13 protein-coding genes are annotated in these 12,036 nt (G+C 66.3%); 7 read left to right on the forward strand and 6 right to left on the reverse strand.

Translation table 11 applies throughout. From position 1 onward, the window contains the following. Positions 1–4 precede the first annotated feature (4 nt). From OB916_RS07070 to OB916_RS07080, 3 genes are read right to left on the reverse strand one after another with little or no spacing between them, the layout of a single operon-like run. A complete protein-coding gene (locus tag OB916_RS07070; RefSeq protein ID WP_315908593.1) occupies positions 5–409 on the reverse strand; it encodes a DUF126 domain-containing protein in 405 nt (134 codons plus the stop codon). Further along, positions 406–1,587: an aconitase X catalytic domain-containing protein gene (locus OB916_RS07075; RefSeq protein ID WP_315908594.1), complete on the reverse strand. Its 1,182-nt coding sequence runs from the start codon at positions 1,585–1,587 to the stop codon at positions 406–408. Before OB916_RS07075 ends, OB916_RS07070 begins: the two co-directional genes overlap by 4 nt. 20 nt (positions 1,588–1,607) lie before the next feature. After that, positions 1,608–2,912, reverse strand: coding sequence for a UbiD family decarboxylase (locus OB916_RS07080; RefSeq protein ID WP_315908595.1), 1,305 nt, complete (start codon positions 2,910–2,912; stop codon positions 1,608–1,610). Positions 2,913–3,061: 149 nt separating this feature from the next. Between OB916_RS07080 and OB916_RS07085 the strand changes: the two genes are divergently transcribed. From OB916_RS07085 to OB916_RS07100, 4 genes are all read left to right on the forward strand, one after another. Continuing rightward, the gene (locus OB916_RS07085; protein ID WP_315908596.1) at positions 3,062–4,897 is read left to right on the forward strand and encodes a sensor histidine kinase; all 1,836 of its coding nucleotides are present in this window, start codon (positions 3,062–3,064) and stop codon (positions 4,895–4,897) included. Positions 4,898–5,035: 138 nt separating this feature from the next. Then, positions 5,036–5,725 carry a helix-turn-helix domain-containing protein gene (locus OB916_RS07090; protein WP_315908597.1) on the forward strand — a complete coding sequence of 230 codons (690 nt, stop codon included), beginning with the start codon at positions 5,036–5,038 and terminating at the stop codon, positions 5,723–5,725. Between the two features lie 83 nt (positions 5,726–5,808). After that, positions 5,809–5,955, forward strand: a complete 147-nt coding sequence (locus OB916_RS07095; RefSeq protein WP_315908598.1) for a hypothetical protein — start codon at positions 5,809–5,811, stop codon at positions 5,953–5,955. Positions 5,956–6,154: 199 nt separating this feature from the next. After that, complete coding sequence (locus OB916_RS07100; protein ID WP_315908599.1) at positions 6,155–6,949, forward strand: 2-amino-3,7-dideoxy-D-threo-hept-6-ulosonate synthase; 795 nt, start codon at positions 6,155–6,157, stop codon at positions 6,947–6,949. On the opposite strand, the gene OB916_RS07105 is transcribed toward OB916_RS07100, so the two are convergent. Next, positions 6,946–7,620 carry an HAD family hydrolase gene (locus OB916_RS07105; RefSeq protein ID WP_315908600.1) on the reverse strand — a complete coding sequence of 225 codons (675 nt, stop codon included), beginning with the start codon at positions 7,618–7,620 and terminating at the stop codon, positions 6,946–6,948. The two genes, OB916_RS07100 and OB916_RS07105, sit on opposite strands and share 4 nt — an antisense overlap. Before the next feature lie 118 nt (positions 7,621–7,738). Here OB916_RS07105 and OB916_RS07110 point away from each other — a divergent pair, with 118 nt between their 5' ends. The 3 genes from OB916_RS07110 (at position 7,739) to OB916_RS07120 (ending at position 10,785) form a co-directional block, all read left to right on the forward strand. Beyond that, positions 7,739–8,914: a 3-dehydroquinate synthase II gene (locus tag OB916_RS07110; RefSeq protein ID WP_315908601.1), complete on the forward strand. Its 1,176-nt coding sequence runs from the start codon at positions 7,739–7,741 to the stop codon at positions 8,912–8,914. A 60-nt stretch (positions 8,915–8,974) separates the two neighbouring features. Beyond that, entirely contained in the window at positions 8,975–9,460 is a 486-nt protein-coding gene (locus OB916_RS07115; protein WP_315908602.1) for a cation:proton antiporter regulatory subunit, read from the forward strand. 89 nt (positions 9,461–9,549) lie between these two features. Continuing rightward, complete coding sequence (locus OB916_RS07120) at positions 9,550–10,785, forward strand: cation:proton antiporter (protein WP_390884052.1); 1,236 nt, start codon at positions 9,550–9,552, stop codon at positions 10,783–10,785. Here the strand turns inward: OB916_RS07120 and OB916_RS07125 are convergent. Both OB916_RS07125 and OB916_RS07130 read right to left on the reverse strand, forming a co-directional pair. Then, positions 10,782–11,309, reverse strand: a complete 528-nt coding sequence (locus tag OB916_RS07125; protein ID WP_315908604.1) for a zinc ribbon domain-containing protein — start codon at positions 11,307–11,309, stop codon at positions 10,782–10,784. The two genes, OB916_RS07120 and OB916_RS07125, sit on opposite strands and share 4 nt — an antisense overlap. A 14-nt stretch (positions 11,310–11,323) precedes the next feature. Then, entirely contained in the window at positions 11,324–12,028 is a 705-nt protein-coding gene (locus OB916_RS07130; RefSeq protein ID WP_315908605.1) for a type I 3-dehydroquinate dehydratase, read from the reverse strand. Positions 12,029–12,036: the final 8 nt, after the last annotated feature.

The following is a 12,036-nucleotide window of genomic DNA, read 5'->3' on the forward strand; positions in this document are numbered from 1 at the left end:
GCGATCACCGTCGCACGACGCCGGCACCGGCGTCGACCGTGACGCGTTCGCCGTCTTCGAGTGCGTCGATCGGTACGTCGTCGACACAGGGGATCTCTCCGAGGATGGCACCCGTCGCGACGATAGTCTCGGTCTCTTCGTTGATGATCGCCGCGGGCGCGACGCCGTTCTGGGCCAGGCCGTAGAGGACGTACGACCCGACCGTCGAGCCCTTTCCACGGGGGAAGACCAGCACCTTTCCGGCGACGTTCTCGCCTTCCAGCTGGTGACCCTCCTCGATGAACTCGCCGGTGTCCGGCTCGACCGCACCGTAGAAGCTGATCGGCTCCGTCGACCGCAGGACCTCTCCCGTGGCCATCCCCTCGGTGATGGCGTTGCCCTGAACGACTGTCGTATCGGACTCGCTCATCGCTCGATCACCTCCTCGACGAGCGAGAGCTTGTCGTCGAAGACCACCTGCTGGTCGCCGAACCCGGGCAGGTAGTTGGCGGCCTTCGCGGAGTCGGTCGCGCTGGTCTCGTAGCCCATCTCCTCGATTGGCGAGACGACGTTGCAGGTGTCGGCGAGCACTTGCCCGCCGGCCGCCTCGATGGTCTCGGTGTGGCCGTTGCGGTCGGCCCAGGTCTTGACCGCCCCGCTCGTGCAGACCCACAGGTCACTTTCGAGCGTCTCGCCCTCGACGGCCTCGGCGACGTCCGCGATCTCCTCCGGCGAGCAGTGCGGACAGCCGATGACGACCAGTTCGGGGTCTTCGCCGTCGTTCAACTCGGCGTACTCCGCCTTGCGCTCGCCCGCACCGAACGTGGCGCTGTCGACGTGTTCCGGCGGCTCCATGTCGGTCGTGACCCCTTCGACGAAGTGCAGCGCGACGGCCCCCGAGGCGGCCATCGCCGCGCCGAGCGCTTTCAGTTCGTCGGTGGTCGCCGCGTCGATCCCGGTGAAGTAGGGCTTGCCGTCCTCGACGATCCGCCCGGCCCACGAGCCCAGCGCGGCGAAGTCCGACTGGTCGTCGAGTTCGACGTCGACGTCGATCCGGTGGGTGGGCTGGCGGTTCTCCTCCAGGTGGAGGCCGTGTTTGGGCGTCCGACCGGTGATCGCGGCCGACAGCGCCGAGGGACCGCCCTCGCGGTTGGTCTTCGCGCCGACGACGCTGTTGACAAATGAGACTGCCGACGACTCGGCCCACGCGACGTGCTGGCCGCGATGGGGCAGGTTGCCCGCGAGATACGGCGTACACGTGAAGGATAGAGTGACGCCCATCTCCTGGAGGGCGTCCCTGATCCGCCGCTGTTTCTCGGCGAACTCCTCGCTGACGCCCATCTCTTCGTACTTCTCAAAGTCCATCCCTGCCGGATTCGCGAAGGCCGTCACCGAGACCTCCGCGCCTTCCTCGGCGAACCCCTCCAGAAACTCGACGCCGGGATCGCCGATGGACTTGTAGGAGATCCCGGATGCCTGAGCGGATTCGATCTCGACCATCTCCTCGGCCCCGTAGATGTCGCCGAGTTCGACCAGCAGTTCCATCGCCTTGCGCACGGCTGGCGTGTCCGATTCGAGCAGTCGTTCTTCCTCTTTTGTCAGGTGCATGGGTAGTAGTGTGTCGTGACTTACTGGTAGTCCGAGAGATCGAGTTCGTCCGCGCCGGGGACGGTCACTTCATCGAACTCGGAGCGCTCGCGATCGCCGGGGATCGTCGCGTCGACGATCCACTTGGTCAGCGTCCCTGTCTCGTAGTCCTGGGAGGGATCCAGCGACGATCCCTTGGCGTTCTCGATCGTCTCGATGTCCCGATCGGGTTGCATCCGCGTGGCAGTCGCCCACTCCACGGCGTCGGGATCGGCCGGGTCGACGTCACTGTCGACGACGGTGACCTTCTTCATCGAGGGGTGGGCCGCCAGCGCGGCCATCCCGGCGTTCTTGGGGTCGCCCTCGGTCCGCTTGTCGATCTGGACGACGCCGTGCAGCCACGAACACCCGCCCGGCGTCAACACCACGTTTTCGACTGTGGGGACGGTGTTCTCGACGATCCGGTAGATCCGTGGCTCCTGTGGGATGCCCATGAGGTGGGCGTGTTCCTTGCGCCCGGGGACGATCACCCGCGCCAGGGGATCGGGTCGGGCGTGGAGTTCGTTCACCTCGACGACCGGCTGTTGTCGGGTCCGATCCCACGTCCGGGAGAGATCGACGAAGGGGCCTTCCTCGGCGCGCTCGTCGGTGATCGTCGCCTGCATGACCAGCTCGGCCTCGCTGGGGACGGTCAGCCCGTGGAACTCCGTGGTCGTCAGTTCGCCCCCGAGCAGGCGATTGGCGAGTTCGAGTTCGCTCATGTCCGGCGAGAACGAGGTCGCAGCGGCGATCTCGACAGCGGGGTTGACGCCCATTACGATCGCCACGTCGAGCCCGCCGTCGGTGCGCGTGTAGATGTCGTGGAGGTGTCGCTCGACCAGCCGCATGACCAGTCGGTTGCCCTCGTCGAACATCATCCGGTGGAACGAAAGGTTGTGCACGCCCGTCTCGGGGTCTTTCGCGATCACGACCGTCGAGGCGAAGTACTGTCGTTCGTGCTCGTCGTAGTAGATCGGGATCGGGACGTGCTCGGCGACGTCGGGGTCGTCCGCGACGTGCTCGAAGGCCGCGGGCGCCGTCCGATCCAGTGGCAGCGGGTCGTCCATCGCGGTGCTGACGGCGTCGATAATCTCCGACGGTTCGACGTCCAGCGCCTCGCCGATCAACTCGCGTGAGGAGACCAGGTTCGAGACTGCACGCACGTCGGGATAGTCCGCGACCGACTCGAAGACGACCGGCTGACTCTCGTCCTGGACGGCCAGCGCCGGGAGTTCGAATCGCGTCTCGACCGGCTCCGTCAGTACGTTCCGGTCGCCGACATCGTCGAGAAAGCTTCTGAGGCCCATACTCCGGATTCGGTAAATATCTCCTTAAACGTTCGTGACTCGCGACGGGGACCTGGCGTTCGTGTGACCAGCTGGTGACCGTGTCACGTTCGTGTGCCCTGCTGGCGGGCGTATCACATTTATTATGGTCGGCCCGGAACGCCCAGGCGATGGCACCGCTGACCGAAGTTGCCACGCTCGTGCTCGCGGTCGTTACGGCCGTCACCGGGCGAACGGCGTGGCGACAGCGGCCGAAACCGGGCGCGAGGTCGATAGCACTGTTCCTGTTTTCTATCGCGGCGTGGGTGCTCGCCCTGCTGACGACGGCGATGACGACGACGTACTATCCGTCTCTGGTCGCCGAGACGTGCAGCTTTCTCGCCTCGGCAAGCGCAGTCGTCTGGTTTCTGGTCTTCACGTTCGAGTTCGCGGGATACGAACACCTCGCGACGCGACGCACCGTCGGCCTGCTGTTCGTCGAACCGATCGTGATGGCGCCGGTCGTGTTGACCAACGAATTGCACGGCCTGTACTGGTCGTCGTTCGAGCGCGCACCCGCATACTTCTCGCACTTTCGGGCGGTTCCGGGGCCGCTGTTCGGTCTCCACGTCTCGTACATGTACGGGCTGTTCGTGGTCGCGTCGGTGCTGCTGGTGATACGGACGGTGCGGTCCCGGTCGCTGCACCGACGACAGTCGGTGCTGATAAGCGCCGCGCTGCTCGTCACGTGGGCCGGCAACGCCGGGACGATCCTGACCGAGCGGGCGACGCTTCAGGTCGTCGGAACCGGCGTCGGGGCGCTCGCTCTGTTCGTCGCGATCTTCGGGTTCAGACTCCTGGAGGTCGTGCCGACCGCGCGGGCGACCGTGATGGATCGGATCGACGTCGGTATCGTCGTTCTCGAGGGGGGTGATCGGATCACCGACATTAACGCCTACGCACGCGAGATACTCGGCCTCGGCCCCGAGGATACAGTGGTCGGTATGCCGGCCGACGCCGCGCTCGGCGAGCGCTTCGAAGTCTTCGACGTCGACGCGACAGCGAACGAAGCGACGATCGAACTGGGGACCGACGACGAATCCCGTGTCTATCGCGTCGACGTGTCGCCACTGTCGGATCGGCTCGGTCGGTCGATCGGGCGAGTATTCATCATTCAGGACGTGACCGAGCGCCGACGCCGACAGCGCGAGCTGCGACGCCAGAACGAGCGCCTAGACGAGTTCGCCGAGATCGTCGCGCACGACCTGCGGAACCCACTGAACGTCGCCAACGGATACGTCGAGCGCATGCGAGTGGCCGACGAGGAGTATCTCGACGAAATCGCCGACGCCCACGAGCGGATGGAGGCGATCATCGACGACGTACTCGCGCTGGCTCGCCATCAGGCGGCCATCGAAACAGAACCAGTCGCACTCGAGTCGGCCACGGAAGACGCCTGGGAGACCGTCGAAACCGCCGACGCGACGCTTCGGGTCGCTGACCGGATCACGATCCGCGCCGACAGGGGCCGATTGCTTGAACAGCTCTTCGAGAACCTCTTTCGCAACGCCGTCGAGCACGGCACGACGAGCTCCCAGTCGCAAGTTCCCGAAGACCCCGTCGAGAACGGCCCAATGAGGCCCGACTCGCAGGCTCTCCGGGGCTCCGTCGAGAACGACCCAATGAGGCCCGACTCGCAGGCTCGTCAGGACAGCGAGAGGCGAAGTCCCTCGGGCAGTCGGACGCAGTCCGACGACGCCGTGGAACACGCGGAAACGGACGTGACGATTACCATCGGGGCCCTCGAAGAAGGGTTCTACGTCGCCGACGACGGGCCCGGGATCGATCCCGAGCGACGGGAAGAAGTGTTCGATCCCGGCGAAACGTCCCGGACGGACGGGACGGGCTTCGGGCTCGCTATCGTGGACAGCATCGCGGACGCACACGGCTGGGACGTTCGCGTCACCGAGAGCGACGCGGGCGGCGCGCGATTCGAGTTCACCGGCGTCGAGATCGTCGACCGCTGATGACCCGGCTGTCTGACTTTCAAAATGTCACAGCCGACAGTCTGTGTCCCACGGCGCGATTCGGAAATATCGCCTTGAGCGCACATATTCGTGAGGCGTTTCGACGATAGACGAAAGACCGATACTTGTGCCTGATCAATGCTGGCTGTGGACGATCAGTCGATCATCGTGGAACTGGATGTGACCTCGCCACGGGTCGTCCTCGGGCCGACGCTGGCGTCCGACCTGGACGTGGCTGTCCACGCGGAACAGCCACCCGTATCTCACGAGGAGACGACGTGGTTCGACGTGACGGTCTCCGCAGCCGACTTCGAGGCCTTCGAGCGCACGGTCGAGGAAGACCCGACCGTCGAGGACGCCGAGGTATTCGTCACCTACGACGAGCGACGCACCTACCGGCTCACGATCGCCTCGGAGGTACCGGTCATGACCAACCACGTCGCCAGCTTCGGGGACGAACTGTTGACGCTGCGCTCGACTGCGAACGGCTGGCGCGTTCAGATCCGGACCACCGACCGCGCCTCGGTCCGGGATTTCATGGACTTCTGTGACTCGCAGGACATCGATTGCCGGCTGTACCGCCTGTTCGAGGCCCGTGAGCCGATCGGCGAGTTCCCGGTCCCGGTCGAACCCGACGAGTTCGAGGTCCTGCAGGTCGCCTACGACGCGGGCTATTTCGAGGTTCCACGCGAGGCCGACCTCTCGGAACTCGCCGCGCAGTTCGGCGTCGCGGAATCGACGATGTCGACCCGGCTCCGAAACGCGCTCGATCACGTCGTCGAGACAGTCCTCGTTGGGGCGTCCGTTCCCGACAACGCCACCGAGTAACCTGCCTGCCGCTACACCCCTTATAAACTCCGAATTATTTCGAGGCAACTGTCTTCTCCCGGTGGATGTTACCACTTAATGTCATGGAAGGCCACAAAACTGCGTCAGAAGACGCTGCCGGTGTCGACGGCAGAGCCGAGATCCGGGTAACGATGGAGATCGACGGGCGACGGCTCGTGTATACCGGGGCCGATCTCGACTCGATATCGTTCTCCCCGCTCGATCGGTAGTCGCTCCAGCCTCGGCCGGACGCGCCTCCGCTGCTCGCGTCGACGTATCGCGGCCTGCGGCGTCAGTGACCCACCGCCGGAGCGGCACGGATTCCGCGCGGAACCGCTGTGAGGTGTCGGTATCTCACCCCGATTGTCGGCTACGCGGGCGGCGCCTCGCAACCCTTTTAACCGTGACTTGCTACAGACTCACATACCAATGGACGCCGGGAAAGCCGCACGACTGGAGCGTATCGGAACAGGGGGGCGTCACCTCATCGTCCCCATGGATCACGGCATCACGATGGGCCCCGTCAAGGGGCTCGTCGACATCGAATCGACGATCGACGGGATCACCGCCGGCGGCGCGGACGCGGTACTCACGCACAAGGGAATCGCCTCGCGGGTCCATCCGCACAAGAACGGCGCGGGCTACATCGTCCACCTCAACGGCTCGACGACGATCGGTCCCGACGAGGAGGACAAGCGCGTCACCGCCACGGTCGAGGACGCCATCCGCGCCGGTGGCGACGCCGTCTCTTTTCACATCAACGTCGGCTCCGAGCACGAACCCGACCAGATCACCCAGCTGGGTGAACTCACGACCGAGGCCGACCGCTACGGCATGCCGGTGCTGGCGATGGCCTACGCCCGCGGCCCCGGGATCGACGAGTCCGACTCCGAGGCACTCGGCCACGCCGTCAGGCTCGCCGAAGAGCTGGGTGCGGACGTGATCAAGACCGCCTACAGCGGCGACGCCGAGAGTTTCCAGCACGTCGTCGAGGCCACCTCGAAGCCGGTCGTCATCGCCGGCGGGTCGAAGGGAACCGACGAGGAAACGCTGGAGATGGTTCGGGGAGCGGTCGACGCCGGCGCAGCGGGCGTCTCGATGGGCCGGTCGATCTTCCAGCACGATGACTCCGAAGCGATCACCACTGCCGTCTCTGCCGTGATCCACGACGACGCCTCGGCTGAGGAGGCACTGGAACGGGCTGGGCTTGCTGTCGAGGCCTAGAATACGGTTGTGAGTTCTTCTGTCGAATCGAACCGATAGTCGGGCGCGTGTGCTGGGTCTTCCGGCGCGTCCAGATCCGTCTCGCTGGGGACCCAGCAGGCGGCCAGCCCGGCGCGCTTCGCGCCGATCACGTCGGCCCGGTAGTCGTTGCCTACGTATAGCGTACTGTCGGCTGACACGTCGAGTTCGGCGAGCGCCGTCTCGAACGGTGCGGGACTGGGTTTGGGATCGGTCTGATCGGGCGCGTAGACGATCGTCTCGAACGCGTCGGCGATCCCGAGCGTGTCGAGTTTCGCCCGCTGGGTCTTTTGTGTCCCGTTCGTGACGAGGCCGACCTGCGCTCGCTCGCGGGCGCGTTCCAGCGCGACTTTCGCCCCCGGTCGCCACTCGACGGCCGTTGGATCGCGCAGCTCGACGGTCGCCCCCGCGAGCGCCTCGGCGTCGACCGGCTCCGCGCCGGCGCGCGCTGCGGCGCGCTCGAAGACCTGCCGGAAGAACTCGTGGTCGGTGTCGGCGTCGGTGATCGTCGACGCCACTTCCCGCACGTCCTCGGGCGTGCAGAACGGCTCGACGCCCGCCCGGGCGAAAGCCTCGGCGTGTAGCTGCCGGTCGTCCCGTGTTGAGCGACAGAGCGTGCTGTCGAGGTCGAACAGGACGGCGTCAGGGGTCATCGACCCATCGTAGGCGGCCCACGGTACAAGAACGTCCGGGTCCGGGCTATCGAACGCGGGCGGGCCACACACGAAAGCAACCGCCAGTATCAAGCGCCCCGCCCGCGAGTGTCGGGATATGACACGGACCGTCTGGCTCAAGGCCGACAGCGAAGTCGGCGACTGGGAGGCGCGCAAGCGACGGATCACTGCCGGTCTCGAAGCCGGCGTCGACTGGGTGCTGGTGGACAGCCACGACGTCGACCGCGTCCGCGAACTCGGCGCGGTCAACGTCGCGGCGTTCGCAAACGGCGACGTCCACGTGATGGAAGCCGAAGGCGACGAACCCGACCCCGACGCGACGATCGTCGGCAAGGACGGCGAGGGCGACGGCACGGTCGACCTGCCTTCGGACTTCTCTGGTTCGGCGGATCTGTCGGCACTCCGGACGGAGGACGGCGCGGACGGCGGGTACGTCCGCATCTTCGACGAGGGTTACGAGGCCTTCGCCGAAGCAGTCGCCGCGGAGGCCGACTACACAATCGTCGTCGCCGAGGACTGGCAGATCATCCCCCTGGAGAACCTCATCGCCCGCGTCGGCGAGGAGACCGACCTCATCGCGGGCGTCCAGACCGCAGAAGACGCCCGCACGGCATACGAGACACTCGAACTCGGCGCGGACGGCGTCCTGCTGGACACCGACGACCCAGACGAGATCCGCAAGACCGTCGAGGTCCGGGACGAGGCCGGCCGCGAGTCCCTGGAGTTGCAGTACGCCGAGGTGACGGCGGTCGAGCAGACCGGCTCCGCGGACCGGGTCTGCATCGACACTGCGAACCTGATGGACCACGACGAGGGGATGCTCATCGGCTCGATGGCTCGCGGCCTGTTCTTCGTTCATGCCGAGACCGCCGAGTCGCCCTACGTCGCCTCGCGACCCTTCAGAGTCAACGCCGGCGCGGTCCACGCCTACGTCCGGACGCCTGACGGCGGCACGAAGTACCTCTCGGAGCTGAAAAGTGGCGACGAGGTCCAGATCGTCGACAGCGAGGGCCGCACTCGCGAGGCGATCGTGGGACGAGCGAAAATCGAGAAACGCCCGATGTTCCGGATCCAGGCCGAGCTACAGCGCGAGGACGGCGAAACCGACCGGATCGAGACGCTGCTGCAGAACGCCGAGACGATCAAGGTCCGCACCCGCGAGGGCCGCAAGGCCGTGACCGATCTCGAGGTCGGCGACGAGATCGCGCTCTACTACGAGGACACGGCTCGTCACTTCGGCGAGGCCGTCGAGGAATCGATCATCGAGAAATAAGCCGGATTCGACGACAAGCCGACCGGATCTTTTTATCCCGTCTCGCCTTCGGGTATGACCATGACCGTCGAAGAGAGCGACCTCCCCGGCGTTGGCAAGAAGCACGTCGTCGAACTCGACGGGGAAGAGCTCGTCATCATCACGCACAACACCGGCAGGCGAGAGGTCTTCAAGCGCCCGGACGCGGAGACGGATTCGGAGAAACTGTTCGAGCTGTCTGACGCCCTCGCACGTACGGTCGGGACGATCCTCGAGGGGGCGTACTTCCAGCCGGTCGAGGCCGAGAAGCGACAGACGACCCTGCCCGGCGGGATCTTGCTGGAGTGGTACGAGGTCCAGCCCGGCTCGCCGCTGGCGGGCGAGACGATCGCAGGGGCGCACATCGGCCGCAAGACGGGCGTGAACGTCGTCGCGATCGAGCGTAGCGGACAGACGGTCGACAGCCCCGGTCCGGACACCGAACTCCAAGAGGGCGACACGCTCGTCGTCACCGGCACGAACGAGGAATGTGACGCCTTCGAACAGCTGCTGGCCGGTGAAGAATGAACGCGAGCGGAGTTCCATCAGACGCGATCGCTAGGCCACCGTCCAGCCAGGAGTGATCTCCCGTGGCTAACCTGCTGGAAGTCGGCCTGATGTTCGCCTCGATCGCGGCCGCCGGCTGGGTGGCCGATCGGATCGGCCAGTCGGTTATCCCCTTCTACATTGTGATTGGGATGGTCGCGAGTGAGTTCGTCGTCGGTCGAGTCGAGTTGCCGGGCGCAGTCGCCGGGCTCGACATCCGGTTCGAGAGTCTCTACGTCGCCGAGTCGGAGTTCGTCGAACTCGGCGCGGAGCTGGGGATTGTCTTCCTGCTGTTTTTCCTGGGACTGGAGTTCAACCTCGATCGCCTGCTGGCCCGCCGCAATCAGATCGGCTCCGCCGGAACCATCGACTTCCTGATCAACTTCCCCGCCGGGTTCGCACTGGGGTGGCTCTTTTTCGGGTCGGCCCTGCCGGCGTTTCTCGTCGCAGGGATCGTCTACATCTCATCCTCCGCGATCATCACGAAGTCGCTGATCGATCTGGGCTGGATCGCCAACGACGAGGCCGAACCGGTCCTCGGGACGCTCGTCTACGAGGACCTGCTGATCGCGGTCTACCTGGCCGTCGCTGCCGCGCTCGTGCTCGGCGGCGGCAGCCCGGGACAGGCCGCACAGTCGATCGCGATCGCGATCGCGTTTCTCCTCGTGCTGGTGCTCGTCGTCCAGTTCGGGACGCCGGCGTTCGAGCGACTGTTCGCGACCGACACCCACGAGTTCGTAGTGCTCCGTGCCGTCGGGCTGGTCGTCCTGGTCGCGGGGACGGCACTCGCAGTGGGCGTCAGCGAGGCGGTCGCGGCGTTTTTCGTCGGGATGGCCGTCTCCGCGACCGGCCACGTCTCGCAGGTGGAGAACCTGCTCGAACCGCTCCGTGACGTCTTCGCCGCGGTGTTTTTCTTCTGGATCGGGCTGGTGACCGATCCCCTGGCCGTCGCCGGAGCTGTGGGTCTGATCGCGGTCGCCGTCCTGGCGACGACGCCTACGAAACTCCTCAGTGGCTATCTGGGCGGGCGCGCGTTCGACCTTGGGCCGCGTCGCTCCGCCCGGACTGCCCTCGCGATGACTACGCGCGGGGAGTTCTCGCTCATCATCGCTACGCTCGCAGTGGCCGGCGGCACTGCCGGGACGATTCCGGACTCCGTCGCCGACCAGATCAGCGCGTTCGCCGTGGGATACGTGCTGGTCATGGCCGTCGTCGGGACGACGCTCATGCAGTACTCCGGTCCCTTCGAATCAGCAGTCCAGAAGCGGTTCAGCGTGGCCGACGCAGCGACCGACGAGACGGCCTAACCCTCTCGATCGAACGGTTCGGCACACCACGGACAGAAGTCCAGTTCCGGGTCGTCGACGTCGCGGCCACAGGACGGACAGCGGCGCGGTGCGGCCACCTCGGCCGGTTCGGTCGCCTGGTCGCCGTCTGACTGCCCCGCCATCTGCAATTCGTCCGGCAGGTCGAGGCCCTCCGGGAGTCTCGTTCCCTGTCTGTCGCCGGTCGAGACCGTCGCCCGCTGTCGGCGCGACTGTCTCGCGTTCAGTCGTCGGGCCAGCACGTACGCATCGCCCATACAGAGGACGGTCAGCGCCAGCATCGCGACCATCCCGTAGGTCGGCACCGCCTGACTCGCCTCTATGATCGCCGAGACGCTCAGCGTCTCCGGGGTCGCGTCCGCCGGGACGAACACGTATGACGCCGCGAAGACGAGCGCGAGCCACAGCAGGGCGCGAAACCACTCCCGGAGATACAGATGCCCGATCCCCGGATACAGAAGCGAGAGGACGGCCGCGAGCCAGGGCCGCTTTCGTGATCGTGCCACGGATACACTGTAGTTCAACGCCCAGGAGTGTTAACACTGTTTCCTTCGCCGGCGAGCGTCTCGACCAGCCCCCGGAGCGTCGCCAGGTCGTACTGCCCCGGCGCGGTCGCCTCGGCCGGATCGACCGGCGCGTAGCCGATCCGCGAGCCGTACAGCGGCGCGACCGCCCGGGAATGCCGTCCCGGCTCGCCCATCGCCATCGTCGCGACGCGGTCCCCCTCGGCCGTCGCGGCCCGCGTCGCGACCAGCAAGTCGAGTACGTCGGCACGCGCCTGTGCGGTCACGGCGAGCTTGCCGACGTCGCCGTATCCACAGGCCTCACGAAGCGTCTCCTGGAGGTCGGTCATGCCTGGCGTGTCCTCGAAGTCGTGGCTCGACACCACCACGTCCGCACCGTGCTCGCGGGCGTGCTCGACCACGCGCTGGCCGTCCCCCGAGCGCATCGTTTCGAGTTCGACGTCGACCGCCTCGACGGCGTCGTGTTCGACAGCCGCTGCGAGCGCGTCCAGTCGATTCCGGTCGTCGGACGCTTCGCCGCCCTCCCAGGCGGCCCGGTTGGTCGCCAGGATCGGGAGATCGCCGTCGTAGCTCGCCAGCGCGTCGAGCGGAGCGTCGGCCAGATCCATCCGGAACTCGAGGCAGTCGGCGTGCTCGCGTGCGTCGGACTCGTCGGCGAGATCCGCCGTCGAGGCCGCCAGCACGAACGAATCGAAGTCCATGGGGTCGC

The organism is Halapricum hydrolyticum (genome assembly GCF_025517535.1).
GTDB lineage: Archaea > Halobacteriota > Halobacteria > Halobacteriales > Haloarculaceae > Halapricum > Halapricum hydrolyticum.

Bases quoted from the DNA above. Each gene is read 5' to 3' on its own strand.
- OB916_RS07070 (WP_315908593.1), bottom strand. From the start codon at position 409: ATGAGCGAGTCCGATACGACAGTCGTTCAGGGCAACGCCATCACCGAG.
- OB916_RS07075 (WP_315908594.1), bottom strand. From the start codon at position 1,587: ATGCACCTGACAAAAGAGGAAGAACGACTGCTCGAATCGGACACGCCA.
- OB916_RS07105 (WP_315908600.1), bottom strand. From the start codon at position 7,620: ATGACCCCTGACGCCGTCCTGTTCGACCTCGACAGCACGCTCTGTCGC.
- OB916_RS07100 (WP_315908599.1), top strand. From the start codon at position 6,155: ATGGACGCCGGGAAAGCCGCACGACTGGAGCGTATCGGAACAGGGGGG.
- OB916_RS07120 (WP_390884052.1), top strand. From the start codon at position 9,550: ATGTTCGCCTCGATCGCGGCCGCCGGCTGGGTGGCCGATCGGATCGGC.
- OB916_RS07090 (WP_315908597.1), top strand. From the start codon at position 5,036: ATGCTGGCTGTGGACGATCAGTCGATCATCGTGGAACTGGATGTGACC.
- OB916_RS07085 (WP_315908596.1), top strand. From the start codon at position 3,062: ATGGCACCGCTGACCGAAGTTGCCACGCTCGTGCTCGCGGTCGTTACG.
- OB916_RS07080 (WP_315908595.1), bottom strand. From the start codon at position 2,912: ATGGGCCTCAGAAGCTTTCTCGACGATGTCGGCGACCGGAACGTACTG.
- OB916_RS07110 (WP_315908601.1), top strand. From the start codon at position 7,739: ATGACACGGACCGTCTGGCTCAAGGCCGACAGCGAAGTCGGCGACTGG.
- OB916_RS07115 (WP_315908602.1), top strand. From the start codon at position 8,975: ATGACCGTCGAAGAGAGCGACCTCCCCGGCGTTGGCAAGAAGCACGTC.
- OB916_RS07130 (WP_315908605.1), bottom strand. From the start codon at position 12,028: ATGGACTTCGATTCGTTCGTGCTGGCGGCCTCGACGGCGGATCTCGCC.
- OB916_RS07095 (WP_315908598.1), top strand. From the start codon at position 5,809: ATGGAAGGCCACAAAACTGCGTCAGAAGACGCTGCCGGTGTCGACGGC.